General features: G+C 71.3%; 24 protein-coding genes and 1 pseudogene. 7 read left to right on the forward strand and 18 right to left on the reverse strand.

Translation table 11 applies throughout. The annotated features are described in order from the left end of the window. Nucleotides 1-161 precede the first annotated feature (161 nt). Nucleotides 162-596 (forward strand): GNAT family N-acetyltransferase, encoded by a 435-nt coding sequence (locus SALPAC3_RS0106855; RefSeq protein WP_018220517.1) that lies wholly within the window; start codon nucleotides 162-164, stop codon nucleotides 594-596. A 21-nt stretch (nucleotides 597-617) separates the two neighbouring features. Here the strand turns inward: SALPAC3_RS0106855 and SALPAC3_RS0106860 are convergent. From SALPAC3_RS0106860 to SALPAC3_RS0106880, 5 genes and pseudogenes are all read right to left on the reverse strand, one after another. Continuing rightward, nucleotides 618-818 (reverse strand): annotated as a pseudogene (locus SALPAC3_RS0106860) (hypothetical protein); the annotation flags it as partial. 67 nt (nucleotides 819-885) lie between these two features. Further along, on the reverse strand, nucleotides 886-2283 hold the full coding sequence (locus SALPAC3_RS0106865) for an MFS transporter (protein ID WP_018220519.1): 1398 nt from the start codon (nucleotides 2281-2283) through the stop codon (nucleotides 886-888). Between the two features lie 251 nt (nucleotides 2284-2534). Next, nucleotides 2535-3200, reverse strand: a complete 666-nt coding sequence (locus tag SALPAC3_RS0106870) for a response regulator (protein WP_018220520.1) — start codon at nucleotides 3198-3200, stop codon at nucleotides 2535-2537. Continuing rightward, complete coding sequence (locus SALPAC3_RS0106875) at nucleotides 3197-4423, reverse strand: sensor histidine kinase (RefSeq protein WP_018220521.1); 1227 nt, start codon at nucleotides 4421-4423, stop codon at nucleotides 3197-3199. Before SALPAC3_RS0106875 ends, SALPAC3_RS0106870 begins: the two co-directional genes overlap by 4 nt. Nucleotides 4424-4567: 144 nt before the next feature. Beyond that, nucleotides 4568-5002, reverse strand: a complete 435-nt coding sequence (locus SALPAC3_RS0106880) for a VOC family protein (RefSeq protein WP_018220522.1) — start codon at nucleotides 5000-5002, stop codon at nucleotides 4568-4570. Nucleotides 5003-5121: 119 nt separating this feature from the next. On the opposite strand from SALPAC3_RS0106880, the gene SALPAC3_RS0106885 reads away from it, so the two are divergent. Beyond that, nucleotides 5122-5403 carry a hypothetical protein gene (locus SALPAC3_RS0106885; RefSeq protein ID WP_018220523.1) on the forward strand — a complete coding sequence of 94 codons (282 nt, stop codon included), beginning with the start codon at nucleotides 5122-5124 and terminating at the stop codon, nucleotides 5401-5403. Nucleotides 5404-5656: 253 nt separating this feature from the next. Here SALPAC3_RS0106885 and SALPAC3_RS0106890 read toward each other — a convergent pair whose 3' ends face one another. The 4 genes from SALPAC3_RS0106890 to SALPAC3_RS0106905 all read right to left on the reverse strand — a co-directional run bounded on the left by SALPAC3_RS0106890 (nucleotide 5657) and on the right by SALPAC3_RS0106905 (nucleotide 9585). Beyond that, the gene (locus tag SALPAC3_RS0106890) at nucleotides 5657-6031 is read right to left on the reverse strand and encodes a VOC family protein (RefSeq protein WP_018220524.1); all 375 of its coding nucleotides are present in this window, start codon (nucleotides 6029-6031) and stop codon (nucleotides 5657-5659) included. 41 nt (nucleotides 6032-6072) lie between these two features. Further along, nucleotides 6073-7506, reverse strand: a complete 1434-nt coding sequence (rox, locus tag SALPAC3_RS0106895; protein ID WP_018220525.1) for a rifampin monooxygenase — start codon at nucleotides 7504-7506, stop codon at nucleotides 6073-6075. A gap of 244 nt (nucleotides 7507-7750) precedes the next feature. Then, the gene (locus SALPAC3_RS0106900) at nucleotides 7751-8920 is read right to left on the reverse strand and encodes a sensor histidine kinase (RefSeq protein WP_018220526.1); all 1170 of its coding nucleotides are present in this window, start codon (nucleotides 8918-8920) and stop codon (nucleotides 7751-7753) included. Further along, nucleotides 8917-9585 carry a response regulator transcription factor gene (locus tag SALPAC3_RS0106905; protein ID WP_018220527.1) on the reverse strand — a complete coding sequence of 223 codons (669 nt, stop codon included), beginning with the start codon at nucleotides 9583-9585 and terminating at the stop codon, nucleotides 8917-8919. The genes SALPAC3_RS0106900 and SALPAC3_RS0106905 overlap by 4 nt, the downstream gene beginning before the upstream one ends. 204 nt (nucleotides 9586-9789) lie before the next feature. Here SALPAC3_RS0106905 and SALPAC3_RS0106915 point away from each other — a divergent pair, with 204 nt between their 5' ends. Next, nucleotides 9790-11637 (forward strand): DUF6311 domain-containing protein, encoded by a 1848-nt coding sequence (locus SALPAC3_RS0106915; RefSeq protein ID WP_018811675.1) that lies wholly within the window; start codon nucleotides 9790-9792, stop codon nucleotides 11635-11637. 54 nt (nucleotides 11638-11691) lie between these two features. Here the strand turns inward: SALPAC3_RS0106915 and SALPAC3_RS0106920 are convergent, their stop codons facing one another. Further along, nucleotides 11692-13602: a DUF6311 domain-containing protein gene (locus tag SALPAC3_RS0106920; RefSeq protein ID WP_018220529.1), complete on the reverse strand. Its 1911-nt coding sequence runs from the start codon at nucleotides 13600-13602 to the stop codon at nucleotides 11692-11694. Between the two features lie 136 nt (nucleotides 13603-13738). On the opposite strand from SALPAC3_RS0106920, the gene SALPAC3_RS0106925 reads away from it, so the two are divergent. Then, nucleotides 13739-14935 carry a hypothetical protein gene (locus tag SALPAC3_RS0106925; RefSeq protein ID WP_018220530.1) on the forward strand — a complete coding sequence of 399 codons (1197 nt, stop codon included), beginning with the start codon at nucleotides 13739-13741 and terminating at the stop codon, nucleotides 14933-14935. A gap of 135 nt (nucleotides 14936-15070) precedes the next feature. Here SALPAC3_RS0106925 and dxs read toward each other — a convergent pair whose 3' ends face one another. From dxs to SALPAC3_RS0106940, 3 genes are all read right to left on the reverse strand, one after another. Then, a complete protein-coding gene (gene dxs / locus SALPAC3_RS0106930; RefSeq protein WP_018828462.1) occupies nucleotides 15071-17053 on the reverse strand; it encodes a 1-deoxy-D-xylulose-5-phosphate synthase in 1983 nt (660 codons plus the stop codon). A gap of 92 nt (nucleotides 17054-17145) precedes the next feature. After that, entirely contained in the window at nucleotides 17146-18399 is a 1254-nt protein-coding gene (locus SALPAC3_RS0106935; RefSeq protein WP_018220532.1) for a class I SAM-dependent RNA methyltransferase, read from the reverse strand. Nucleotides 18400-18421: 22 nt separating this feature from the next. Beyond that, the gene (locus SALPAC3_RS0106940; protein WP_018220533.1) at nucleotides 18422-20503 is read right to left on the reverse strand and encodes an APC family permease; all 2082 of its coding nucleotides are present in this window, start codon (nucleotides 20501-20503) and stop codon (nucleotides 18422-18424) included. 161 nt (nucleotides 20504-20664) lie between these two features. Between SALPAC3_RS0106940 and SALPAC3_RS0106945 the strand changes: the two genes are divergently transcribed. Beyond that, complete coding sequence (locus SALPAC3_RS0106945; RefSeq protein ID WP_026185303.1) at nucleotides 20665-21330, forward strand: potassium channel family protein; 666 nt, start codon at nucleotides 20665-20667, stop codon at nucleotides 21328-21330. A 2-nt stretch (nucleotides 21331-21332) separates the two neighbouring features. Then, on the forward strand, nucleotides 21333-22022 hold the full coding sequence (locus SALPAC3_RS0106950) for a potassium channel family protein (RefSeq protein ID WP_196230338.1): 690 nt from the start codon (nucleotides 21333-21335) through the stop codon (nucleotides 22020-22022). Between the two features lie 16 nt (nucleotides 22023-22038). Here the strand turns inward: SALPAC3_RS0106950 and SALPAC3_RS0106955 are convergent, their stop codons facing one another. From SALPAC3_RS0106955 to dut, 4 genes are all read right to left on the reverse strand, one after another. After that, the gene (locus SALPAC3_RS0106955; RefSeq protein WP_018220536.1) at nucleotides 22039-22728 is read right to left on the reverse strand and encodes a DUF3159 domain-containing protein; all 690 of its coding nucleotides are present in this window, start codon (nucleotides 22726-22728) and stop codon (nucleotides 22039-22041) included. Continuing rightward, nucleotides 22725-23105: an OB-fold nucleic acid binding domain-containing protein gene (locus SALPAC3_RS0106960; protein ID WP_018220537.1), complete on the reverse strand. Its 381-nt coding sequence runs from the start codon at nucleotides 23103-23105 to the stop codon at nucleotides 22725-22727. The genes SALPAC3_RS0106955 and SALPAC3_RS0106960 overlap by 4 nt, the downstream gene beginning before the upstream one ends. 125 nt (nucleotides 23106-23230) lie before the next feature. Further along, on the reverse strand, nucleotides 23231-23905 hold the full coding sequence (locus SALPAC3_RS0106965) for a DUF3710 domain-containing protein (protein WP_033662492.1): 675 nt from the start codon (nucleotides 23903-23905) through the stop codon (nucleotides 23231-23233). Nucleotides 23906-23978: 73 nt separating this feature from the next. Next, nucleotides 23979-24485: a dUTP diphosphatase gene (dut, locus tag SALPAC3_RS0106970; protein WP_018220539.1), complete on the reverse strand. Its 507-nt coding sequence runs from the start codon at nucleotides 24483-24485 to the stop codon at nucleotides 23979-23981. An 82-nt stretch (nucleotides 24486-24567) separates the two neighbouring features. Between dut and SALPAC3_RS0106975 the strand changes: the two genes are divergently transcribed. After that, entirely contained in the window at nucleotides 24568-25098 is a 531-nt protein-coding gene (locus tag SALPAC3_RS0106975) for a DUF3093 domain-containing protein (RefSeq protein WP_018220540.1), read from the forward strand. A gap of 81 nt (nucleotides 25099-25179) precedes the next feature. Here SALPAC3_RS0106975 and SALPAC3_RS0106980 read toward each other — a convergent pair whose 3' ends face one another. After that, a complete protein-coding gene (locus SALPAC3_RS0106980) occupies nucleotides 25180-26001 on the reverse strand; it encodes a hypothetical protein (protein WP_018220541.1) in 822 nt (273 codons plus the stop codon). Nucleotides 26002-26077 lie beyond the last annotated feature (76 nt).

The following is a 26077-nucleotide window of genomic DNA, read 5'->3' on the forward strand; positions in this document are numbered from 1 at the left end:
GCCATATGGGAGGAGTCCGCGCGTAACCCCGCGCCGACGAACGAGGAGTGGACGGTACGAGCGAACCAGCCGTGGCCAACGGTGCGGGTGGTCGACCCAGCAGACCAGGACGAAAGAACTGGCTGCTGAAGCAGTAGAAGGCAGCGTCTAGCATCGGGCCGATGCACACCCTGACCCGAGCCGATGGCTACCTGCTCAGCACCGCCCCCGAGCGGCTCGACCTTGACCTGGTCCACCACTGGCTCTCCACCGACGCGTACTGGGCCCGGGGGCGGGACCGGGCGACCGTGGAGCGCGCCTTCGCGGGCTCGATCGGCTTCGGCGTCTACCGGCCGGAGGACGGGCGCCAGGTAGCGGTGGCCCGGGCGGTGACCGACCGAGCCACCTTCGCCTGGCTCTGCGATGTCTACATCGAGCCTGCCGCGCGCGGGCGTGGGCTGGGCACCTGGCTCACCGGTGCGGTCCGCGACCATCTCGCGGAGTTCGGCGTACGCCGCATCCTGCTGGCCACCAGGGACGCCCATGACGTGTACGCCAAGCTCGGCTTCGATCCGCTCGCGCGGCCGGACCTGTGGATGCAGCTCGACAACCGGTGAACTCCTCGTCGGCTCTTTGCGCTATTCCCGACCGGTGAGCCGCAGGGCGGATACCGCGTCGTCGAGGGTCGCGGCTCGGGCAAGCGGCTGGACGTGGTCCCCCTCGGCCAGCCAGAGCCGGCAGCCCGCCCGGTCGAACGACACCAGCACCGGCTGCCCGGCGTAGTGCTGACCGATCCGGCGCAGCAGCGCGGTCGGGTCCGCGACCGGAGGCGACGGCGACATCAGGCACCGACCGCGGGTATTAGGTGAGGGGATGGCGCACGCTCCTCCGGCCGTCTCGTGCCGGTCACGGTCGGCGGCGAGCTACCACGAGGAGAAGCCCGGAGGCCACGATGCTTCCTGCCGCAGTCCACCGCATGATGTCCTCGATGGCCTCCGTGAGCCCCACACTTCTCGACTGGATGTCGATCAGCGTCGCCGCGGCCGCCACCGCGAGGCCGGAGACCCCGATAACGATCGCGAGGGTGACACCGGACGCTTCGCCCACCAGCTCCCGGGCGACAACCGACTGCGTGCCGATATTGGACATCGCGTACCCCACGCCGTAGCTGAATCCGAACAACGCAAGGCCGGGCAGGTAGGAACCGAAACCACCGCCGAGAGAGACCACGAATAGGCCAATCCCACCGGTTGCCGCACTGATGCCCATTACTACCGGAATATTCAGGTGTTCGCCGAGGTGCCCTGAGATCGGACCGGCGATTCCGGTGGCCACCGAGGCGGCGAGAAGGATCAGACCCGCGGCGAGGGGTGAACGACCCTCCCCTTGTTGGAGGTAGACCGTGCTACCGAACACTCCGATGACGAGAGCGACGTTGGCGACCGTCCCCATCAGGGTCACGATGACGTAGGGACGGTTGCGAAACAGGTCGAGTTTGACCAGAGGATACTTCGCCAACCGCTCGCGCTGCACGAACGCCGCCAGAATCAGCAGCCCGACCACGGCGATCCCGGCCGTGGCGAGGGGCTGCCAGGTGCTCGCCAGGTCTACCGCGAGCGTGACCAGGGCGATCCCCGCCGCCACCAGGGCCAGGCCCGGCAGGTCAATCGACCGGGGCACGGTAGGGTCGCGCGATTCACGCACGCCAGCGACGACGATCGCGATGGCGATAATGCTCAACGGTACGTTCACGAGCAGCACGACCCGCCAGACGACCAGCTCTGTTATCCCACCGCCGAAGGGAGGGCCGAGCGCCATCGACACGGCACCGATGCCGTAGGCGTAGCCGATCGCCCGTTTCACCCGCTCCGCGGGAAAAGCATTCGTGACGATGGCGATGGCGAGCGGGAAGATGATGGCGGAGCCAACTCCCTGGATGGTCCGGAAGGCGATGACGGTCCCCGCGTTGGGGGCCAGGGCGGCACCCAGCGAACTCAGGCCGAAAATCACGAGTCCGACCACGAGAATGCGTCGGCGGCCAAGGATGTCGCCGAGCCGGCCGCCAGGAATCAGGAACGCCGCCAGGGAGAGCATGTAGGCGCTGATCACCCACTGCAGGTTGGTTGGAGACGTGCGCAGCTCCGAAGCCATCTTCGGCAGCGCGAGGTTGAGCGCGAAGAAGTCGAGCTGAACCAGGAAGATACAGAAGGATGCCGCGACCAACGTCAGCTTGGCCTGCGCTGCGGCTCCGTGAGGTGAAGCGCTTCCGGCCAGGTGACGAAAGTGGTGCAGGCGAAGTAGCACGGGTTTTCCTCACGTTGTGAAGTGGTCGGATGCCCGAGGTGCACGTAGGCACGTCTCGCACTGTCACACACCAGCACCGGCTGGTCCGGGTGATTCACGGTAATCGCCGAGCTGCGCTGTTCGTCGGCGTGCGAATGAGCAGGGGCAGCCAGGGCGACTCGTGACCACGAAGGCGGTAACCAGCCAGTGGCCGAGCGCCACGCCAGCGATGGCCAGGGCTCACAGCACGTCGGCGGACCGGTACCCCGGTACTACTCCCCCGGGTTGATCATGCCGCTCTCGTAGGCGTAGACCACCGCCTGCGCCCGGTCTCGCAGGTCGAGTTTCATCAGCACGCGGCCAACGTGAGTCTTGACGGTCTGCTCGGCGAGCACCAGCTCCGCGGCGATCTCCTGGTTCGACAGTCCGCGCGCGATCAGCCGCAGCACCTCCGCCTCGCGCCGGGTCAGGGCGTTGATCGAATCCGGGTCGGCCCGCCGCGGCCGCGCGCGGCTCACGTAGTCCGCGATGAGCCGCCGGGTCACCGAGGGAGCGAGCAGCGCCCCGCCGGCGGCCACCACGCGTACCGCGTGCATGAGTTCGGCGGCGGGCGCATCCTTCAACAGGAATCCGCTCGCGCCGGCCCGCAGCGCCTCGAACACGTAGTCGTCCAGGTCGAAGGTGGTCAGCACGAGCACCCGCGGCCGGTGTCCACCAGGTGGCACCTCCAGGATCTGACGCGCTGCGGTCAACCCATTCATGGTCGGCATCCGGATGTCCATCAGGATGACGTCGGGGTCGTACCGGCGCGCGGCGGCGACCGCCTGCTCACCATCGGCGGCGTCCGCCACCACCACCATGTCCTCCTGGGCGGTGAGCAACGCCCCGAAACCCTCCCGGAACATTGCCTGGTCGTCAACGAGCAACACCTTGATCATGACTGGCTCTCCAGGGGCAACGTCGCCCGTACCTCGAATCCACCGTCGTCGGTCTCGGCTGCGCGGAGGCTGCCGTGGAGCATGGCCACCCGTTCGCGCATTCCAAGTAGGCCGTGGCCGCCGCCCGCGCCGGCCGGCGCGGAACCCTGAGAAGACACCGGCCGGCCGGCGGAATCCACCCTGACCGCATTGCGGACGCGAATGGTCAACTCGTGCCGGCTCCGGTGCAGGGTGACGTCAGTGCGGGCACCCGACGCGTGCCGAGCCACATTGGAAAGCGCCTCCTGCACGATCCGGTAGGCGGAGGAGCCCACCGCGTCCGGCACGTCGGTGACCGTCCCGTCCACCGACAGCGTGACTGGGGTTCCGGCTGCCCGGGCGTCCGCCACGAGCACCTCCAGCTCCGCGAGAGCCGGCTGCGGCGCGGTCAACGGCTGCTCCTGCGGGGCACGTAGGACGCCCAGCAGCCGCCGCATCTCCGTGAGTGCCTCCCGGGATGCCTCGGATATCTCCCCGAACTCCGCGCGCGCCGCCGGTGGAAGCTCGTGCAGCCGGTAGGCGGCGGTCTCCGACCGCACCGCGATGAGGGACATGTGGTGGGCGACGACGTCATGCAATTCACGGGCGATGCGGGCGCGCTCGGTCAGCACCGCACCCCGTTCCTGCTCGGCGACCAGGCCGGCGCGCGCCTGCGCCCACCGGCCCCACAGGTGGCCAATGCCCAGCACGCCACTGACCAGAAAGATGCTGCCGTAGCCGACGCTCGGGTCGAGGAACGCCAGCGACATCGCGAGGCTGAACACCCAGACCCAGAGCAGCACCCCCAGCGGGTGGCGGTGGCCGACCACGACGAGCGTAACGAGGTAGACCAGGATCAGTACCGGGTTGCCGGGCCAGGGAGCACCGGCTTCGTGTAGTCCAAGGCCGCCACTGAGCAGGGTGGCCACCGCTGCCACCCGCCACGCCAGCAGCGCGCGGCCCGGAAGCAGGGCCACCGGCGCCGCGGTCAGGGCGGCGATGAGGATCGTCTCGAACCGACCAACCTGGTACGGCGCGAGGTTCGCCGTCGCGCTGAGCCACAGCAGGAACGCGACCAGCGGCGCCAACACCCGCAGCCGCGCCAACCGACGGGCTCGACCCGACGCGGCAGTTGTTCCCGGTTTCGGATCGTGGCCGGTGGCGACTGCCCGCACCAGATCACGCAGCGCAGCGGCTATCGGCATGCGGTCAGGGTACTGTCACGCTTCGGCCCGGTGGGGACACGGCCGGTTGGAGCCAGGCCACGTCCCCACCGGCAGGAGCCGTGGCTACCACGGCCCTAACCAGGGCGATTCCAGCCGGGTCTCGGACGCTGACCGGGCGGGGCATCAGTCGAGGCAGAACTCGTTGCCCTCGACGTCCTGCATCACCAGGCACGACTCGTCGTAGCCGTCGGCGGTCAGGAGTCGCACCCGCACCGCGCCGAGCGCGACCAGCCGGGCGCACTCGGCCTCGAGGGCGGCCACCCGCTCGGCGCCGACGAGCCCGGTTCCGACCCGCACGTCCAGGTGCAGCCGATTCTTCACCGCCTTCCCCTCGGGAACGCGCTGGAAGAACAGCCGCGGACCCGCACCGGAGGGATCGACGCAGGCGAACGCCGAGCCCTGCCGATCCGGTGGCAACGTGCGGTCGAAGTCGTCCCAGGTGGCGAAGCCCGTGGGCGGTGGTGGCACGACGTATCCCAGCGCCTCACACCAGAACCGTGCCACCCGTTCCGGCTGCGCGCAGTCGAAAGTTACCTGGACCTGCTTGACCGATGGCATCAGCCCAATCTAGGCGGGTGGCGACGACGCCACGACCGCAAATCCGCGGCGGCGCCACCACACCGGGCAGCCGCTACCGGCCCTTGACGGTGTGAACGCGTTTCGATAGAAAGCCCGGCATGCGCTGGGCCTGGGTTCGCACCGCGACCGTGATCGTCGTGGCGCTCGTGCTGCTACCGCTGCTGACGCTGTACGCCTACCTGCTCCTCTGGTTCCTGCCGTATCTGACGTATAGCGACCGGCCGGCGCTGTGGCTCGTGACCTTCACGTTGTGGGCGGGGGCGGTGGGGTGCCTGGTGGTCGGCTGGTTCCGCCGGCACCGGTCGGGGCTGTGGTGGGGTTGGCTGCCCGCGGCCGCGCTCTGCGCCGCGGCCGCCTGGCCCCTTGTCGATCGTTTCTAGATTGGATGTCTGACTGAGCCGGGTGGGGTGTGGCGGCAGCTCACCCTCCGCCCCGCCAGTTTGATGACCACATCGCTGCCATCGATCTGCCTGGCCCGGTCGCCAGGCGGGCCGCCATCCCCGTAGACCTGGCGCTCACCCACCGGAAACCGGGTGAGCAGCACAATCTCATGCCCCTGAGCGGTCAACGCCCATCCGAAGACGGTGCCGACCTGACCAGTCCCACCGGAATGACGACCTTCACCACCGCTCCTCAGCCGGCCCGCTCGGCGTCGCTGCGTAGGACGCAGAACTCGTTGCCCTCCGGGTCGGCCAACACTACCCATCCGGTGCCGTCCGGGTTTCGGTGGTCGCTGACGAACCTCGCCCCCAACGCAATGACCCGTTCAACCTCCTCGTCTCGCGTGAGCTCGGGAGTGAGGCAGACATGGACCCGGTTCTTGCCGACCTTAGTCTCCGGTACCTGCTGGAAAACCAGACACGACCCGCCAACCGCATCGAGGTACGCCTCTTCCAGGCCCGGCGCACACTCGGCGGCGATCGGCTGGTCCATGACCTGACTCCAGAAGGTGGCCAGCTGGTACGGGTCAGCGGCGTCGAAACAGACGTTGCGCAACGATGTCGACATAGGAGGTTCGCTACCCGTTCCCACTCAGTCGATCAACCGAATTACGCCGACGGCTCACCGAACCATCGCCGCAGCTGGGTGCGCAGTTCCTCCTGATCGTCGCCGACCCACGCCACGTGGCCGTCTGGCCGCAGCAGCAGCGCGGGCATGTCCAGTTCCGGGCTGACGTCCACCACGTGGTCGACCCGGTCGGCCCAGCCGGCCACCGAAAGCCGGCCGGTCTGGTCGAGCACCATTCCCCGCCCGCGGTGCATCAGGCCGTAGAGGCGTCCCTGCTTCAGCTCCACATCGCGCAGCCGCCGGCCGAGCAGATGGTGCCCCTCGCCGAAGTCGTACCGCACCGAGATCGCGGTGACCTTCTCGATCAGGTAGCGGTTCACCTCCTCGAAGTCCATCAGCTCCGCCACCACCCCGCGCACGGCCTGGGGGCCCGGCGCGAGGGTGATCAGCTCCGTCTGCGCGCGGGTGTTCTCCAGCACGTCGGCGGCGACCGGGTGCCGCTCCGCGTGGTAGGTGTCCAGCAGCCCGATCGGCGCCCAGCCGCCGATCTCCGCGGCGAGTTTCCAGCCGAGGTTGAAGGCATCCTGGATGCCGAGGTTGAGCCCCTGCCCACCGAGCGGCGGGTGGATGTGCGCCGCGTCGCCGGCCAGCAGCACCCGGCCGACCCGGTAGCGCTCGGCGAGCCGGGTGGCGTCACCGAACCGGGACAGCCAGCGCGGTGAGTGCACCCCGAAGTCGGTGCCGGCGGTCACCCGCAGCTGCTGCTGGAATTCCTCGAACGTCGGCGGGGTCGTGCGATCCTCGGCCACCCCGGCGGCGGGTACGACGACGCGGTACAGCCCCTCCCCGTCGCCAACCGGGCCGGCGCCGAACCGGAGTTGCGTCTTGCGGACCTCGGTCATCACCGCGGCGACCTCCTCCGGTGCCGCGGTCAGCTCCATGACGCCCAGCAACGTCTCGAACCGGGTGGGCTCGCCGGGGAAGTCCACGCCGAGCAGCTTGCGGACCGTGCTGCGGCCGCCGTCGCAACCGACGAGGTAGCGGGAACGGAGCTGGGTGCCGTCGGCGAGTTCCGCGGTCACCGCTTCCTCGTCCTGGCTCAGGCCGACGAGTTCGGTGCCGCGCAGGAGGTCCGCGCCGGCCTCGGCGGCGTGCTCGGCGAGGAGTCTTTCGGTGCTGGTCTGCGGGATACCGAGGATGTACCCGTGCGCGGTGTCCATGTTGTCGGGCCACGGCTTGGTGATGCCGGCGAAGTAGCCACCGACCCGGTACTGCTGGCCGTTCGCGAGGAAGCGCTCCAGCAGGCCGCGCTGGTCCATCACCTCGATACTGCGCACGTGCAGCCCGAGCGAGCGGACAATCACCGGCGGCTCGGTGTCCCGCTCCAGCACCACCACGTGCACTCCGTGCAGCCGCAGCTCCGCGGCCAACATCATGCCGGTCGGCCCGCCCCCAACAATGATCACGTCAAACATGAATCTGCCCCCATTTTCGTCGTTACCTACCTCGGCCAGCCCGCCGCCGAATTGATGGCGCGAACCCGGGCACACGTATGTGTCGCGAATCCCTGATTCCACAGGTACTGGCTTCGGCCGACGATTCTGCGGCATTAACGGGGTCTTGCCGCAAGACCCCCCTTGTGCTATACATTAAGAGTGGCAGGGAGAAGTGCGCTGCAAAATTTCGAAGCGCACCCCCAAATCGAAGTGCACTGCCACCTCATCGAGTAACGGCGGGACCCGGCCCATCTGCTGCCGGCAGCGTCACCGTCACCTCCAAGCCGCCGCCCGGCTGCGCGATCGTCTTCACCACGCCCCCATGCGCGTCGCAGACAGCCCGGACGATAGAGAGCCCCAGACCGGAGCCGCGGGCGCCGGTCCGCTCCCGGCCGCCCCGCCGGAACGGCTCGAACAGCCCCGGCACATCGGCCTGGTCCACCTCGAAGCCGGTGTTGCCCACCACCAGCCAGGACCGCCGGCCATCCGAACCGGTCCGCACCCAGAGCCGGCCGTGCAGATGGTTGTACCGCACCGCGTTCTCGATCAGGTTCCCCGCGAGCCGGTCGAGCAGCCCGGGGTCGCCGACCACCGGCGCCGGCTCCAGTGAGGTCTCCACCCGCAGACCGATCCGCTCCACCTCCCGGCGTACCGCCGTCAACGCGTTGGCGGTGCCGGCAGCCAGGTCGCACTCCGTCCGCCGGGCGAGGCGATGGCCGGCCTGCGCCTCGCTGCGGGCCAGCACCAACAGCGCGTCCACCAGGCCGTTGGCCCGCTCCGAGGCATCCCGAACCACAGTGGACATCCGGCGGTACTCGGCGGTGTCCGCCTCGTCGTCGCTGAGCGTCACGTCAATCTCGGTACGCATCACGGCGAGCGGGGTACGCAGCTCATGTGAGGCGTTGGCGACGAAACGCTTCTGCGCGTCGAAGGCGACCGCGATCCGGTCCAGCATAGCGTCGAAGGTCTGCGCCAGTTCGGCCACCTCATCGTCCGCACCCGAGTAGCCGATCCGCTGATCGAGGGTGGTCTCGCCGAGCCGTCGGGCGGTGGCGGTGACCTGGTAGAGCGGGCGCAGTGCCCGGCCCGCGACCAGGTAGCCACCAACCACCCCGACCACGCTGATCGCCAGCAGCGCCGCCAGCCCCTTGGCCAGCAGTTCCCGGCTCGCCGTATCCCCCAACTGCCGATGCCACTCGGCGGCGTCCAGGGAACGCCCATCGGCCAGCACCACCGTCGTCCCGGGAAGTAACTCGTCGGTGGGGCGCAGCGCGTCGCGTACCAGCAGCCAGGCCAGCAGCACCAGGATCACCCCGGCGCCCACCAGCAGTAACCCGTTGAGCAGGGTCAACCGCAGGCGCAGGGTGGGCCGCATGCCACGGCCGGCGGTCACGCCGGCGCCCCGGTCACGCGGTAGCCGGCGCCGACCACGGTCTCGATCAGCGGTGGGTCGCCAAGCTTACGGCGCAGCGTGCGCACGGTGACCCGGACGATGGTCGTGAACGGGTCGGTGTTCGCGTCCCAGACCCGTTCCAGCAACTCCTCACTGGAGACCACCGCGCCGCCGGCCTTGACCAGTTCGTGCAGCACGCCGAACTCCTTGTTGGTCAGGTCCACTGGCACGTCGGCCCGGGTGGCCGTCCGCCGAGCCGGGTCAAGCACCAGGTCGGCCACCGCCAGCACCGGCGGAGCGGCCGGGGTGGCGCGGCGGCCCAACGCCTGCACCCGGGCGACCAACTCGTCGAAGGCGAACGGCTTGGGCAGGTAGTCGTCCGCGCCCAGCTGCAACCCCTCGACCCGGTCGGCGACCGTGCCGCTGGCGGTCAGCATCAGCACCCGGGTCAGGGTGCCGGAGGCGGCCAACTCCGCGCAGATCTGATCGCCGGGTACGCCGGGCAGGTCCCGGTCCAGCACCACCACGTCGTACCGGGTGACAAAGGCCATCTCGTGCCCACTGTCCCCGTCGTACGCGACATCCACCGCCATGCCGCGCTTGCGCAACCCCCGCGTGATCGCGTCGGCGAGGTTGCGTTCGTCCTCGACAACCAGTACCCGCATCCCAGCCTCCTCGCGCCTGAACTCCCCGACAACCTAGTGCTTCACCGCCAGCGACGACCCGGTGCGCGACCGGTGGTGCAGCAGTCCGGCACCAAGCTCGGGCCAGGCCACGGCCACGGACGGGACAGCGGGCAACCGAGCGTGACCGGGGCCGGCAGCTCCACCCCGCGGCCGCCTGTACGATGGCGCGTCGTGCCCGCGCCGATGGTTGACTCCGTGCCACAGACCAGCACCCCCGCATCCGCTGCGGCGGAAGCGCCGACCCGGCGTTCCCGCTGGCGTCCGGCCCGCGCCGACGTCCTGGCGATCGGCGTCTACCTGGCCCTCGGCGCACTGGTCTGCCTCAACCACTGGGGCGACATCCCCAACCGGGTCTCCGCCCACCTGCCGACCGACCACAGCTGGTTCGAGTGGCTCTTCGCGCACGGGGCGTACTCGGTGTTCCAGCTGGAGAACCCGCTCTTCACCACCCGGCAGAACGCCCCGGCCGGGGTGAACATGATGGCGAACACCTCACTGCTCGGGGTGACCCTGCCGCTGGCGCCGCTGACCGCGCTGGTCGGCCCCCAGGTGACGTACGTGCTCTACCTCGGCGCCGCGCTGGCCGCCACCGCCGGCACCTCCTACTGGGTGCTCTCCCGGCACCTGGTGCGCTCCCGGGCCGGCGCGTTCGTCGGCGGCGCGTTCCTGGGCTTCGCACCCGGCGTCGTGCACCACGCCAACGGCCAGCCCAACTTCGTCTCCAACTTCCTGCTTCCGCTGATCGTGCTCCGCGTGCTGCGACTCGGCGAGCCCGGCCGCTGGCGGCGCAACGGCATCCTGCTCGGCCTGCTGGTGGCGTACCAGATCTTCATCAACGAGGAGATGCTGCTGCTCACGGCGCTGGCCTGCCTCGTCGTCGTCGCCACGTACGCGGTGCTGCGGCCGAAGGCCGCCTGGCGACAGGCCGGCACCTTCGCCGCCGCCCTCGGCACCGGTGGTGGCCTGGCGCTGCTGCTCACCGCGTACCCGATCTGGTTCCAGTTCAACGGTCCGCAGTCCTACCGCGGCCTCCAGGGCGGCATCTTCCACAGCTGGGGCGAGGACCTGAAGGCCTACGTCACCTTCCCCCGGGACACCCTGGCCGGGGACGCGGCGGTGGAGCAGACGCTCGGCCTGACCGAGCAGAACAGCTGGTTCGGCTGGCCGCTGGTGGTCCTGACGGTGCTGGCCCTCCTGCTACTGGTCCGCCGCAGCCTGGTGGCGCGCATCCTGGCGGTGCTGACGGTGGTGTTCACGGTGGCCTCCCTCGGCCCGACGATCCGCTTCGACGGCGCCGAGACCGACATCGACGGCCCGTGGGCGTACGTGTCGGAGGAGTTGCCACTGGTCGAGATGATGATGCCGACCCGGCTGAGTCTGATCGTGGCCGCCGCGATCGGGGTCCTGCTCGCCGTCGCGTGGGACGCCGTCTCCCGGACCGGCCGGCCACCGGTGCCGGCGCAGCGCTCGGGCCGCCCGCTGCGGTTCCCGCTGCGATTCCCACGGCGGTGGCGACGCCCGGTCGGCTACGCGGCCATCACGCTGGCGCTGTTGCCGCTGATCCCCCGACCGCTGCCGGTGGAGTCGGTGGCGCCCCCACCGCGCTTCATCACCGCCGAGGGCTGGCGGCCGTACGTGCCCGAGGGGCGCACCCTGGTCCCGGTGCCGATCCCCAGCAACGTGCACGGCCTCTCCACCCTGCGCTGGAGTGCGCTGGCCCAACACGCGTTCCCCGTTCCCGGCGGGTACTTCATCGGCCCCAACGAGCAGGGGGAGGGGATCTTCGGGGCGGCGAACCGGCCGACAACCCGACTCATCTACTCCACGATGGGCAGGAACGCCGCGCCCGATATCACCGACGTCGAGCGGCGGCAGGCGATCGAGGACCTGCGGTACTGGCAGGCCTCGGTGGTGGTGCTCGGCGCCCACCCCCAGGAGGCGGTGCTGCGCGACCTGATGACGTCGCTGCTCGGTACGCCGCAGCGGGTGGACGACGTCTGGCTCTGGGACGTCCGTCCCCTGGTCGACTAGGCGGCGGCCGGGTCCGGGCAGGTAGACCGGGGCCCGGCCGCGGTGGGTGTGACCTCAGGCGGCCGGCGTCGGGTCCGTCAGGGCGCGGACGTCCCACACCCAGACGTCCAACTCACGCGTACCCGGGCCGACCAGTTGCTCGACGGTCAGCCGCAACGGCTCCGCGTGGTGCTGGTCCACCGGTAGGACCAGGATCGCGGCCCGCCAGTGCCGCAGGTCATCCAGGGCCCGCCGCTGCTGCCGGTCGTCAAGTTGCAGCGTACGTCCGGTGCTGGCGACCTCGCTGAGCAGCTCCCCGAGCCCGCTGGGGCGGCCACCGAACCGACCTGGGTCGCCGGTGTTGGCGTTGCGCGGCGCCAGGAAGTAGCCACCGGGAATCTTGAAGTCGAGGTTGACGGCGGCGGCCCAGCGCATGCCGTGGGTGTTACCCATGCTCGGCACCGGAATGGGCACCAGCGTCTGGTCCTCCGCGACGTAGCCGCGCCACCGGTCGGCGGTGATGAATTCTGGCACCGGTGGTCGGGAGGTCACCGCCAGCGGCATGGGCGCGATCGGCAACAACGCCAGCGCCAGCCCGGCGGCGGTGCGCAGCCGCAGGGTACGCCGGGGCAGCGGCAGCTTCCGGGACCGGTCGACCGCGAGCGTCAGCAACAGCCCGACGGTGACGGTGGTAATCAGCCCGAACCGGGTCGGCACCACCGCGTCCAGCAGCGGCAGCCGGACCAACCACTCCCACGGCCCGACCCCGATCTCCTGGTCCCACCACGAGATCCGCTCGCCGAGGGAGAGCACCGCGAAGAAGACCCCAGTCGCCGCGAGGGCCCGCACGACCACCTCGTGGCGCAGCCACAGGACGATGCCGACGGCGATCAGGGACAGGCTCCAGCCGAAGAAGGCGTTCTCCTCCGAGTAGTTCGGGGCGAGGCCGGTGTTGGCCACGTCATCCCCGCCCAGGGTGGGCGAGCCCGGGGCGACGAACGCGGCGATGTCGTTGCCGTAGTCCCGAACCGCGTCGCTCAGCCCGTGGTACGCCATCGGCCCGGCGAACTGCACGTAAAGCGGGTACGCCAGCAGCGCGCCCGCCACCGCCGTGCAGGTGGCGAGGGCCTTCGCCAGCGGCCGCCACGCCGCCCACCACAGCCGGGGCCGCTGCGCCAGCACGGCAGCGAGAAAGACCCCGCACGCCATCGCGGTGAAGAGCAGGATCTCCTCGTTGATGAACGCCTGCACGGTCACCAGCAGGGCGAGCAGCAGGCCGTCGCGGTACGGACGCTGGGACCGGGTGATGACGAGCACCCGCCACACGATGAACGGCAGCAGGAACTGACTGATGATGTTGGGGTGCCAGTTGGCGTGCGACAGCATCGCCGGGGAGAACCCGCAGAACCATCCGCCGACGGCCGCCGCCAGTCGGCTGCGAACGAGGTGCCGGCGAAGCACCACGTACCAGGCGGTCGCGGTGCCGGCGAGCCCGAGGGTGACCAACAGCACAAAGGTCACCGCCGGTCCGAAGAGGAGCGTCACCGGCACCATCGGGATGCCCAGCGCGAGGATGGCCGTGTTGGCCATCAGATTGACCCCGTCCGGGTAGTTGAACTGCTCGGTGAAGAACGGGAACTCCCCGTGGAGCACCACCCGCACCGAGTGCGCCAAGAAGAACTGCACCTGCGCCGGGTCACTGCTGTAGAGCGCGGCCACCCGGCCGGCCGGGTTGATCCAGATCTGGCTGGTCACCCAGAACGCGGTGAGCAGAAACCCGCCGACCACCGCCAGGTGCTGCCGTCGGGCCGTCAACGACGGCAGCCGGAGCCGACGACGACCCGGGGCCGCCACCGGTGGGCCGGGCGTCGGCTTCCGGTCCCCCGCCGCAGCGCCGTTCAGGGGGAACGCACCCGCGCTGTTGAGTTTGACCGGCTCCGACGGAGGCACGGCGGCGGGGTCGGCGCGGGTGTCAGCAGACGTCACAATCGGCGGAGTCTACCCGAACGGAATTCACCCGAAAGCCAGCGCTCAATCCCTTGTGGGCGGCGCCGGACGGCACCACGTCATCTCGTACCATTGCGGTTCGCACGACCGGCTGGGGTAAACGGAGGAGCTAAAAGTGCTTGCAGCCCGCCGGACCGGCAGGACGACCGCCGCCGCGCTGGCCCTGATGGCGTCCCTGGCCGGCTGCGGAGTCGTCACCGACCGGGCACCGGCTGACCTGTCGGTGGGGCATGACAGCCAGGACGGCTCGCTCATCGTCTGGCCGGCCCGCGGCTCCCTCGCCGCCGAGGCCGCGACGACGACGGCGGTGACCGAGGCGGTCCGCGCCTGGCGGTCACCGCTCGACGACCGGGCGTACCTCCCGACCTCCGGCATTCTCTGGGTCGGTGAGGTTGACGGGGCGCCGCTCGCCCTGGTCGCCGCGGATGTTCCCGGTACGGGTTCCTCCTGGCTGCTCCAGGTCGCCGGGGAGGACGGGCGCCACACCGTCACCCACGCCGTCGAGCACACCGACCCCGGCTACCTCATCTACTCCGATGTCCTCCCGGTGCACACCGACGCGGGTCGCCGCTACCTGGTCTCTGCCCGGGTCACCGACCTGGCCGGTCCGGATGGCGAGGCGGTGCCCATCGAGGGGGGTCTGAGCACCCCCGTGGCGGTGCCGGCCTGTTCCGCGGTCTCGGTCACCGCCACGCTGCGCGCCACCGAGTCGCTGCCACAGGGGCGCGCCACCGATCGTTTCCTCGACCTCGGCACCGGTCTGGACGCGCCACGAGACCCGCTGGTACGCGACGAGTCCGGCTCCGGGCAGCAGGCCCTCGCCGGGTTGGACACCTGCGCGCTCGCCAGCGACCAGGGGCCGTTCGGCAGCGTCCCGCGCCAATTCGGGAGCCGAAAGTCGGCGAATTCGGTGCCGGCCTCCTGGCCGATGTCGGGGCTGACCATCCGGACTGTTGGTGAGGGCACGCTCGGCGCCGGCCTGTCGGGTGAGGTGCAGCAGCTCAGCTGGGAGGCGGCCGGTGACGAGATGACGGCGATGCTGTACCGGTCGGCAACCGGCGGTGCGGCGATGATGTCAGCCGCCGACCCGGCCGCGCCACTGCAGGCGTACGTCCTGCCGGTGGATGGGCAGCGGCTGGGCGTGTTGAGCTGGCAGCCGACGCCGGAGGACTCGTTGTCGGTCCCGGCCGGCACGTCCCGCCTCGTGGACCGCCCGGGCCTGACGGTCCTGCCCTTGGCGGACGAGAAGGTCACGGTGAGTCTGGCGACCACCGAGGAGACCCACTACCGTTCCCTGCCCGCTCCCCAGTAATGCTCGGGGCGGCGACGTCCGCCGGTGGTGCCGGGGCGGCGACGTCCGCGGGGTGGCATCGGCGGCGGCGTCCGACGCGATGCCGCGGTGCCGGGTGGGCGACGGCGGGTTGTCCGGCGTCGCCCACCCGCACCCTCACTTCGGGGCGGGGGCCTCCCGCGGCGTGACGATCGGCTCCACCTGGTCGGTGACCAGCTCCTTCTCGTTGTCGGCGGCGCCACTGTCGAGCCGGGAGATCCAGCCGGTGACGTCGCGGGCCACATCCTGGGCGGTCAGGCCGAGGTCGGCGAGAATCTGGGCCCGGGTGCCGTACGGGTGCCAGTCGACCGGTACGCCCAGGTCCTTCACCGGCACCTCGACGTCGGCGTCCCGCATCGCCTGGGCGATGGCGTCGCCGACGCCGCCGGCCCGAACCCCGTCCTCGACGACGACCACGAGCCGATGCCCGGCGGCCAGCTCCACCAGTTCGGCCGGGACCGGCCGGACCCAGCGCGGGTCAACCACGGTCACGCCGTAACCCTGCTCACCGACCCGGGCGGCGACCTCCACGCCGAGGCCGGCGAAGGAGCCGACCGCGACCAGCAGCACATCGGCGCGGGCCGACTCGGCGAGCACGTCAACCGGCCCGACCCGGCGCCGCGCCGGCAGGTCGGCGGCGACGGAACCGGTCGGGAAGCGAACGATGGTGGGACCGTCGTCCACGGCGACCGCCTCGCGCAGCTCCTCGCGGAGGGTGGCGGCGTCGCGGGGGGCGGCGATCCGCAGGCCCGGCACCACCCCGAAGACGGACATGTCCCACATGCCGTAGTGGCTGGGCCCGTCCGGGCCGGTGATCCCGGCCCGGTCCAGCACGAAGGTCACCGGTAGCTTGTGCATCGCCACGTCCAGCAGGACCTGGTCGAATGCCCGGTTGAGGAAGGTCGCGTAGATCGCGACCACCGGGTGCAGACCGCCCAGCGCCAGCCCCGCCGCCGAGGTGGCGGCGTGCTGCTCGGCGATGCCCACGTCGTAGGTGCGCTCCGGGTACTTCCGGGCCAGCTTGGCGATGCCGGTCGGCTCGGCCATCGCAGCGGTGATTCCCACCACGTCCGGCCGCTCGTCGGCGATCGCCACCAGCTCCTCGGCGAAGACGTGCGTCCACTTCACCGACGGCGCGGCGGTGGCCTTGCCGGTCTCGGTGTCGAAGGCACCGGGGCTGTGGAAACAGTCCGCCTCGTCCTCCTCGGCCGGGCGGTAGCCGTAGCCCTTGCGGGTGACCGCGTGCACGATCACCGGGCCGCCGAAGTTCTTCGCCGCGCGCAGCGCCCCCTCAACGGCCACGATGTCGTGCCCGTCAACCGGGCCGACGTACTTGATGCCGAGGTCCTCGAACATCGCCTGCGGCGCGACCGCGTCCTTGATACCCCGCTTGACCGCGTGCAGCACCTCGTACATCGGCCGGCCGACCAGCGGGGTCGAGCCGAGCGCCTCCCGGACCGTGTCCAGCACCCGCTCGTAGCCGGGGTTCAGGCGCAGCGTCGAGAGGTGGTCGGCGAGCCCGCCGATCGTCGGCGAGTAGGAGCGGCCGTTGTCGTTGACCACGATCACCAGCGGGTTGCCGGCGGTCGCGATGTTGTTCAACGCCTCCCAGCACATACCGCCGGTCAGCGCCCCGTCGCCGACCACGGCCGCCACCGCCCGCGGCTCCCCCCGCAGCGCGTACGCCTTGGCCAGCCCGTCCGCGTAGGAGAGGACGGTGGAGGCGTGCGAGTTCTCGATCAGGTCGTGCTCGCTCTCGGCCTGACTCGGATAGCCGGCGAGCCCGCCGCGCTGGCGCAGCCTGTCGAAGCCGCCCTGGCGGCCGGTGAGAATCTTGTGTACGTAGGCCTGGTGGCCGGTGTCGAACAGGATCCGGTCCCGAGGGGAGTTGAAGACCCGGTGCAGCCCGAGGGTCAGCTCCACCACCCCCAGGTTGGGGCCGATGTGCCCGCCGGTGCGGGAGACCTTGGCCACCAGAAAGTCACGGATCTCGGCGGCGAGGATGTCCAGCTGCTCGGTGGACATCCGCTTGATGTCCTGCGGACCGCTGACGGCGGCCAGCAGCCCCGGTTGGTTTGCCGGGTCCCGTTCAACACTCATGACCGGAGAGTCTATCGGCCGGGTGACACCCCGCAGTCCGGTCGGGAGCACCCGGAACCGTCCGCAGGACGCCAGCAACGCTGAGCCAACGGTCAGGGTTCGCTCCGCCGCTGACGCGGCGAGGCGGGCGGCAGCAACAACCCCACCAGCTCCACGTGCTGGGTCATCGGAAAGAGGTCGAAGCCGCGCAGCGCGGCCAGCCGCCACCCCAACTCGGTGAAGCCACGGACATCCCGGGCAAAGGCGGCCGGGTCGCAGGCGACGTACGCCACCGCGCGCGCTCCGGCGGCGGCCACCGCCCGCACCACCCGGGCCCCGGCCCCGGCGCGGGGCGGATCGAGCACCACCAGGTCCACCGGCGCGGTGCGACGCCCCCGGTCCAGCACCGAGGCGACCCGACCCGACACGATGCCGACCTGCGGCAGGTCCCGCAGGTTCTCCCGGGCGGCGGCGATACCGGCCCCGGCGGCCTCGACGAGGGTGACCCGACCGGTGGCACCGACCCGCTCCGCCAGCGCGGCGGCGAAGAGGCCGGCCCCGCCGTACAGGTCCCAGGCGGTCTCCCCCGGCTGCGGGTCGAGCTGCGCCAGCACGGCGTCGACCAGGGTGTCCGCCGCCGCCGGATGGACCTGCCAGAACGCCGATGGGGGCAGCGTCCACCGGCGGCCGACCGCCTCTTCGTGCACCCGTGCCGGCCCGCTCACCGGCCGTACCGCCCCGTCGGCGACCGCGGTCACGGTCACGTCCCCACCGGTCGAGGCGACCGACTCGACGGCGTCCGCGTCCGGCCACCGTACGGGGCCGAGCACCGGCAGTTGTTGAATCGCCGGGTGGGCGATCCGGCACCGGTCGATCGGCACCACCTCGTACGAGCGGTGCTTGAGCAGGCCGGCCCGACCGGCGCCGTCAACGGTGTAGCGCACCCGGGAACGCCAGCCCAGCGACCCACCGGGCAGCGCCTCGACCTGAATGTCCAGCGCGTCCAGCTCCCCCTCGGTCAGCCCGCCCAGTCGGGTGAGTTGCTCGCGGATCACCCCCGCCTTCCAGGTCAGCTGCGCCTCGGGGGACACGTGCTGCAGGTCGCAGCCGCCGCAACGGCCGGGCTTCGCGTACGGGCAGGGGGGCTCGACCCGCTCCGGCGCGGCCGCCAGCACCGTCACCGCGTCGGCCCGGACGAACCCGCGGTGCACCTCGGTGACCTCGGCCACCACCCGCTCGCCGGGCAGCGCGTGCCGGACGAAGACCACCTGTCCGGCGACCCGGGCGACGCAGTGCCCGCCCGGGGCCACCGCCCCGACGGTCAACTCGACCCGCTCGGCCTCCGCCAGCCCCTCGTCGCCGGTCACCGGTCACCTCCCTCATCGCCGGTCACCGGCCACCTCCATCGGACGGGTCCGGGCCGCCCCTGGACGGCGGAGCGGGGACCGTTGACGGGCCGTCCGCCGGCTCCGGGCCGCCCGGCGTCCCCCGGGGGCCGCGGGCCGGTCCGCGGCTGAGCGTCTCGTCCAGCCGGTCCAGATCCTTGCCCTCGGTCGAGACGAGCTGCCACGGCACGCTGGTGACCATCACTCCCGGTTCGAAGAGCAGCCGACCCTTGAGCCGCAGTGCGCTCTGGTTGTGCAAGAGGTTCTCCCACCAGTGGCCGACCACGTATTCGGGGATGAAGACGGTGACCACGTCGCGGGGCGAGGACCGACGGATACCGGCCACATAGTCGAGGATCGGTCGGGTGATCTCTCGATACGGCGAGTCGATCACGGTCAGTGCGACCGGTACGTCCCGCCGTTCCCACTCGGCCTGCAACCGGCGGGTGTCCTTGTCGTCGACGTTCACCGTCACCGCGGTCAGGCTGTCCGGTCGGGTGACCTGCGCGTAGGCGATCGCCCGCAGGGTCGGCTGGTGCACCTTGCTGACCAGTACGACCGCATGGTTGCGGGCCGGTTTCACCGGCCGCCCCTCGTCGGGGATGAGCTCGACGGCGACCCGGTCGTAGTGCCGCCGGATCCCCAGCATCACCAGGTAGATCATGACCATCGCGGCGATGGCGATCCACGCGCCGAGCAGGAACTTCGTGACCACCACGATCACCAGCACGGTGGCGGTCATCGCCATCCCGAAGCTGTTGATCGCCCGGGAACGGATCATCTGCCGGCGGACCTGCTGGTCGCGTTCGACCCGGAGGTAGCGGTTCCAGTGCCGGATCATGCCGGCCTGGGACAGGGTGAACGAGACGAAGACGCCGACGATGTAGAGCTGGATCAGCTTGGTCACCTCGGCCTGGAAACCAATGATCAGCACGATCGCGAAGCCGGCCAGGAAGAGGATGCCGTTGGAGAACGCGAGCCGGTCCCCCCGGGTGTGTAGCTGCCGGGGCAGGTAGCGGTCCTGGGCGAGGATCGACCCGAGCACCGGGAAGCCGGTGAACGCGGTGTTCGCGGCCAGGAAGAGGATCAGGGCGGTGACGCCGACGACCACGAACAGCAGCAGCGAGCCGGAGCCGAAGATGGTCTCGCCGAGCTGCGCGGTGACGGTCTTCTGCACGTACCCATCGGGGGCGCCGACGATCTGCCGGGCCGGGTCCTCCACGAACTGCAGGCCGGTCAGTCGGGCCAGCCAGACGATGCCGACCAGCATGGTCACCGCCACCGCGCCGAGCATGAGCAGGGTGGTCGCCGCGTTGCGGCTCTTCGGCGCCCGGAAGGCGGGCACCCCGTTGGAGATCGTCTCGACACCGGTGAGCGCAGCGCAGCCGGAGGAGAAGCTCCGGAGCAGCAGGAACGCCATCGCCCACCCGGTCGTGTCGCTCCACTCGGCGGCGATGACCAGGTCCGCGCTGGGAGCACGCAGGTCGTGGCCGAGCAGCACCACCCGGACCAGCCCGGTGAGGATCATGCCGACGATAACGATCATGAAGCCGTAGGTGGGGATGGCGAAGGTGGTGCCAGACTCCTTGATCCCACGCAGGTTGACGGCGGCGAGCAGCACCACCGCGGCGACGGCCACCGCCACCTTGTGGGTGGCCACGAAAGGGATCACCGCGCCCAGGTTCGCCACCCCGGACGCGACCGAAACGGCGACGGTCAACACGTAGTCGACCAGGAGGGCGCTGGCCACGCCGACACCGGCGCGGCGCCCCAGGTTGACCGTGGCCACCTCGTAGTCGCCGCCGCCAGACGGGTAGGCGTACACGTTCTGCCGGTAGCTCGCCACGACGGCGAGCATCACCACGACCACCCCCAGGGCGATCCACGGCGAGAAGACGAACGCCGAGGCCCCGGCGAACGAGAGCATCAGCAGGATCTCGTCGGGGGCGTACGCCACGCTGGAGAGCGCGTCGGAGGCGAAGACGGGCAGGGCGATGCGCTTGGGCAGCAGGGTGTGCTGGAGTCGGTCGGACCGGAACGGTCGACCGACGAGCAGTCGCTTCACCAGCGAGGCGGGGCGGGCCACAACCGCCAAGCGTACGACCCTCGGCCACGCCCACGCCCGGGTGGCCGGAGACCGGGGGGTGTGCGCACGGAGTACCGTCGGTCCGCGTCCGCCCCCGGGGACGTGACAGGCTCGTCCAACAGCCGCAACGGCTGGTGTGGCGGATGTTGAGGAGGGGCACGGTGCATGTGGTGATCATGGGCTGTGGGCGGGTCGGAGCGACCCTCGCGCACGGTCTGGAGGCCCGCGGGCACTCGGTGGCGGTCGTCGACAAGAACGCCGACGCCTTCCGCCGACTCGGCCCGGATTTCGCCGGAATCACGGTGACCGGTGCCGGCTTCGACGGGGAGGTACTCCGGCAGGCCGGCATCCAGCGGGCGGACGCGTTCGCGGCCGTCTCCAGCGGAGACAACTCCAACATCATCTCCGCTCGGCTGGCGCGAGAGACCTTCGGGGTCACCCGCGTCGCGGCGCGCATCTACGACCCGCGACGGGCCCAGGTCTACGAGCGCCTCGGCATCCCGACGGTGGCCACCGTCCGGTGGACCGCCGACCGGATGCTGCGGCACCTGGTGCCGGAGGGTAACGAGGCGTTGTTCCGGGACCCGACGAGCACCGTCTCGATCGTGGAGGTGCCGGTGCACAAGGACTGGGTCGGCCGGTCGGTGCTGGCGCTGGAGAAGACGACCGGCGCCCGGGTGGCGTACCTCACCCGGTTCGGCATCGGCACGCTGCCGACGCCGAGCACCGTCGTACAGGAGGGGGACCAGATCTTCATGCTGGTCACCGACGACATCGTCAACACGGTCACATCGGTGGCGGCGCAGCCGCTGGAAGGGGGTAAGTGACCATGCGGGTCGCCATCGCCGGCGCCGGGAACGTGGGCCGCTCCATCGCCCAGGAGCTGATCGGGAACGGCCACCAGGTGATGCTGATCGAGCGACAGCCCACGATGCTCCGACCCGAACGGGTGCCGGACGCGGAGTGGGTGCTGGCCGACGCCTGCGAGCTGACCAGCCTGGAGGAGGCTGAGCTGGCCAACCGTGACGTGGTAGTCGCCGCCACCGGGGACGACAAGGTCAACCTGGTGGTCTCACTGCTGGCCAAGACCGAGTTCGCGGTGCCCCGGGTGGTCGCCCGGATCAACCGGGCCGAGAACGAGTGGCTCTTCACCGAGCAGTGGGGGGTGGACGTGGCGGTCAGCAAGCCGCGGGTGATGGCCGCCCTGGTGGAGGAGGCGGTGACCGTCGGTGACCTGGTCCGGCTGATGACCTTCCGGCAGGGGGAGGCGAACCTGGTCGAGATCACGCTACCGACGAGCGCCCCGTACGTCGGTCATCCGCTGCGGGAGGTGCCACTCCCCCTCGACGCGGCGCTGGTGGCGATCCTGCGTGGCAAGCGGGTGCTGGTGCCCAGCCCGGACGACCCGATCGAGGCCGGCGACGAGCTGATCTTCGTCTGTACGGCGGAGGTGGAGGACGCGGTCCGGACGGTGGTGCTCGGCCCGGACAGCGTCGAACGGACCCGCAAGGCCTGCTGAGCCCCGCGCCGGGCCGTTACTCGACCGGGGCCGGGGGCGTCTGGGGGGCGTGCGGGTTGTGCCGGGTCACCCGGCGTACGGTCCAGACCGTGATCAGCAGGAGCAGCACGTACGGCGGGTAGCCGAGCACGAGCCGGGCGATGCCGAGCGCGGTGTCCTGGTGCGCCAGGTAGAGCCCAGCCTGCACCCCGACCTTCGTCAGCCAGACCACCCCCCAGAGCACGGTCAGCCGGGTGAAGGTCCGCACCAGGATTGGATCCTGACGCCAGTCGGAGGCGCCCTTGGCCACCAGGACCGACCAGATCCAGCCGACCAGGGGCTGCCGGATCGCCGTCGAGACCAGCAGCGCCACGCCGTAGCCGATGCCGTAGAGGATGCCGGGCAGGTAGAAGTCCCGCTCATCGCCGGTGCGCCAGGCGATCGCCGCGCCGATCGCGATGCCGAACAGCCCGTTCACCGCGTGCCGCACCGGCCGCCGTTGGGCCAGCCGCAGCACCGCGATGAACACCGCGACCGCCACCGCGGCGACCACCGCCGGGCGCAGCTCACCGAGGATGTTGGCGACCACGAAGACCACCACCGGGATGCTGGACTCCAGCAACCCGCGCCAGCCACCCAGCTGGTCGGCCATCTGCTCGGCGATCGTCGGGAGCGGTTCCTCCTCTCCCGTGCCCGGCTGCGCCGTCGGGCGCTGTCCCGTCGTCACTTCGGCGGCTCCAACTCGTAGTACGGGTTGTAGATGACCTTACGGTCACCTCGGATGGCGACCCGACCCCGCGCGGTCAGGTGTCGGCCCGGTTCGACACCGGCGATGTGCCGCCGGCCCAGCCACACCAGGGTCACCACGTCGCTGCCGTCGTACAGGTCCGCCTCCAACGTCGGCTGGTTGGTCCGCGGCGTGTAGACCACGGTGCGGAGCCGGCCGGCGACCGCGACCAGCTGGCCTCGGCAGCACTGGCGAGCCGGCATGCCGCCGTGTTCCGCGCTCTCCCGGAGCAGCTCCTGCGCCTCGATCTCCGCCTCGCTGGCGGTGAGCCGACGCAGCACGCGCCGCAGCGAACCCCGTCGCTCGTCGGTCGACATGACCTCCGCGTCACCCTTTCCGGGCTGGGCCGACCAGGGCCGGCGGTGGAGCGGCCCACCGCACGCCGGGACCGCCCCGCCAGCGTACGCCGACGGAGTGGGCCCCAGCGGTCGGTGGAGCGCCGTCAGGCCTGCGAGGTCGACTCCGGCTCGGCGGCGGAGCCCGCAGCCGCCTCTTCGGCGGCCTCCCGGGGCAGGCGCAGGGGCAGCGGCTCCCGCACCGGCCGGGCCTCCTGCCCCCGGTCAACGACGAGGCCCTCCAGACAGGCGGTCAGCGGGCCGGCCGCATCCGGCTCGGTCGCCGCCGCGCCCTGATAGACGGCGCGGACCATCCAGCGCGGCCCGTCGATGCCGACGAACCGCAGGTCGGTACGGCCGTCCTGGGTGGGGACCTGGGCCCGTAGCTCGACGCCGTACCCACCCGTGACTTCCTCGGTGGTGGCGCCGTCGTTGGACAGGGACTGGTGGATCTCCTCGCGTACCTCGTCCCAGATGCCCGCGCTACGCGGGGCGGCGAAGACCCCGAGTTGAAGCGCGCTCTGCCCGTGCACGAGCACCACCTGCTGGACAGCACCCTGCTGGTCGGCCTGCACCCGCACCTCGACCCCGCCGACCGCGGGAATCTGCAGGCTCCCCAGGTCGAGCCGCTGCACCCCGGCCGGCGCCTCGGTCACGTCGTAGGGGCCGGGGGGCGGCGCCGCCGAATTCGTCGCTTCGTGCGCGTCCTGGGCCTCGGGCCGCTCGTCGCGCGGGCGCCGATCGGCACCGGCTCGCTTTCGGGAGAAGATCACTGCGTACACCCTCCGCTGTTCACGCTCTTCACGCCCACCCTGTCACTTTCCTTCGCCACCGGCGACGCGTCCGCTCCGGGTGTCACGACACCTCCGGCACGGGCTGCCGGCCGTCGGTCGGCACCGGGGCCGAACCCAGGCCGGCGTGGCCGCCGGTGGAGCCGTGCCCGCCGGCACCCCGCTGGGACGCAGGCAGCTCCGCCGCCGGTTGGAACTGCGCCCGGGCCACCCGCTGCACGACCAGCTGTGCGATGCGGTCACCGCGCGCGATCCGAGCCACCGCCTCCCGATCATGATTGATCAGGTTGACCAGGATCTCACCCCGGTAGCCGGCGTCGACCGTACCGGGCGCGTTGAGCACGGTCACGCCGAGCCGGGCGGCCAGACCCGAACGGGGGTGTACCAGGCCCACATACCCCTCGGGCAGCGCGATGGCTACCCCGGTCGGCACCAGGGCCCGGCCACCGGGGGGCAGCTCCACATCCGCGGCGGCCACCAGGTCCGCCCCCGCGTCGCCGGGATGGGCGTACGCAGGGAGTGGCAGCCCAGGGTCGAGCTGCCGCACAGGCACGGGTACAACATCGGTCACGGTTCCCTCTTCCCTCCGGTTCCTGAGTGACCTGCCCATCCTGCCCGGTACTCGCCGCGGCACGCGCCGTACCCTTCATCTCGTGCGCGTCTCCTCGTCCCCGGCTGCCCGCTACACCGAACGGCTGGATCTGCCGTGGTGGCTCTGGCTGGGCGGATTCGCCGCGGCCGGGCTACTCGCCACGGAAATCTGGCTGGGCGCGTCGGGCATCCGGGCGTGGCTGCCGTTCGCGCTGCTGCTCCCGGCGTGCCTGGCGAGCCTGCTTTGGCTGGGCCGGATCCGGGTGGCGGTTGACGACGGCGAGCTGCGGGTGGACGACGCGCGGCTGCCGGCCCGGTTCGTCGCCGATGTCATCCCGTTGGATGCCGCCGGGCGACGCGAGGTGCTCGGCGTCGGCGCGGACCCATTGGCGTTCGTGATCCAACGGCCGTGGATCCCCGGTGCCGTGCAGGTGGTGCTCGACGACCCGGCTGACCCGACCCCGTTCTGGGTGATCAGCACCCGGCGGCCGGTGCAGTTGGCGGAGGCGATCCTCGCCGCCCGAGACCCGGCCGACACCGCTCAGGAGGCCACTGACACCGGTCGAGACCCGGCCGACACCGGTCGAGACTGAGAGCCCGGGCTCAACCCGGCTGCCGGCGGCTCCCCGGACGGGGCTACCTCCCGACGGCCGGGGCGCACGGCGGGTCGGGGCTCACGGCGGGTCGGGGGGTGCCCCAGCCCGGCGTCGGAGATCAACGCGGAGGAGATCGGCCATCGCGCGGGTAGCCCGGCGGTTGAGGTAGCTCGCGACAGCCGCACCGGTGAGGAACGGGCCCAGCGTGGTGAGGTTACGGCCGAAGCGTCTGACCAGCCGGTCCCGCAGCTCACGGCGGGCCGCGGCGCCCAGCACCGCGCTCACTCCAACGCCCGGCCGGATCGGGTTGATCCCGCGCCGCCCGGACCAGGAGACGACGAGCGCCACCGCCCGCTGGGCGCCACCGGCGGGCAGCGGCACCCCGTACACCTCGTGCAGCTCACCGACCAGCTTCAGTTCGATCGCGACCACCGCGACCGTCTCGGCGGCCAGCAGCACCGGAGCCGTGAGCAGGCTCGGGGGTACCGTCCATTCGACAGCGGCGACGCCACCACCGGCAGCGCCCACCCCGGCGCTCGCCCGGGCGGCGTTCCGGACCAGCCGGTCGGCCAACGCCTCACCGTCGAGGTCGGGGAAGTGTCGACGGAGCGTGGCCCGGTCCCGGACCGGCACGTGTGGGGCGATCTCAGCGATGGTGTCGACCATCCAGCCGAGCGCCGCCCTCGGCTGGAACAGGTCGCCGAACCCGCGGGTCCGGGCCTGCCCGACCAGGCGGCCGAGAAGCTGTCCCCGCCGAGCCGGCGGGACATCGTCGGCGGTCAGCTCCGCGACGGTGGCGCCGAGGCCGTCGACGTCACCAACCGGTTCGCCAACGATGCGGTCCGGCTCGGTGGGGTCCCGCTCGATCCGGTCCGGCTCGGTGGGGTCCCGCTCGGTCATGGCACCGGACCTCCCGCCGGGCTGGGCCGCGCTGGCGGCCGGCCGGGACGGGTGCGGCGCTGGCCGCCGGGCTGCC

The sequence above is a fragment of the Salinispora pacifica DSM 45544 genome, assembly GCF_000378845.1.
Lineage (GTDB): Bacteria > Actinomycetota > Actinomycetes > Mycobacteriales > Micromonosporaceae > Micromonospora > Micromonospora pacifica.

Bases quoted from the DNA above. Each gene is read 5' to 3' on its own strand.
- SALPAC3_RS0106855 (WP_018220517.1), top strand. From the start codon at position 162: ATGCACACCCTGACCCGAGCCGATGGCTACCTGCTCAGCACCGCCCCC.
- SALPAC3_RS0106870 (WP_018220520.1), bottom strand. From the start codon at position 3,200: ATGATCAAGGTGTTGCTCGTTGACGACCAGGCAATGTTCCGGGAGGGT.
- SALPAC3_RS0106875 (WP_018220521.1), bottom strand. From the start codon at position 4,423: ATGCCGATAGCCGCTGCGCTGCGTGATCTGGTGCGGGCAGTCGCCACC.
- SALPAC3_RS0106880 (WP_018220522.1), bottom strand. From the start codon at position 5,002: ATGCCATCGGTCAAGCAGGTCCAGGTAACTTTCGACTGCGCGCAGCCG.
- SALPAC3_RS0106885 (WP_018220523.1), top strand. From the start codon at position 5,122: ATGCGCTGGGCCTGGGTTCGCACCGCGACCGTGATCGTCGTGGCGCTC.
- SALPAC3_RS0106890 (WP_018220524.1), bottom strand. From the start codon at position 6,031: ATGTCGACATCGTTGCGCAACGTCTGTTTCGACGCCGCTGACCCGTAC.
- rox (WP_018220525.1), bottom strand. From the start codon at position 7,506: ATGTTTGACGTGATCATTGTTGGGGGCGGGCCGACCGGCATGATGTTG.
- SALPAC3_RS0106905 (WP_018220527.1), bottom strand. From the start codon at position 9,585: ATGCGGGTACTGGTTGTCGAGGACGAACGCAACCTCGCCGACGCGATC.
- SALPAC3_RS0106915 (WP_018811675.1), top strand. From the start codon at position 9,790: ATGGTTGACTCCGTGCCACAGACCAGCACCCCCGCATCCGCTGCGGCG.
- dxs (WP_018828462.1), bottom strand. From the start codon at position 17,053: ATGAGTGTTGAACGGGACCCGGCAAACCAACCGGGGCTGCTGGCCGCC.
- SALPAC3_RS0106950 (WP_196230338.1), top strand. From the start codon at position 21,333: ATGCGGGTCGCCATCGCCGGCGCCGGGAACGTGGGCCGCTCCATCGCC.
- SALPAC3_RS0106960 (WP_018220537.1), bottom strand. From the start codon at position 23,105: ATGTCGACCGACGAGCGACGGGGTTCGCTGCGGCGCGTGCTGCGTCGG.
- SALPAC3_RS0106980 (WP_018220541.1), bottom strand. From the start codon at position 26,001: ATGACCGAGCGGGACCCCACCGAGCCGGACCGGATCGAGCGGGACCCC.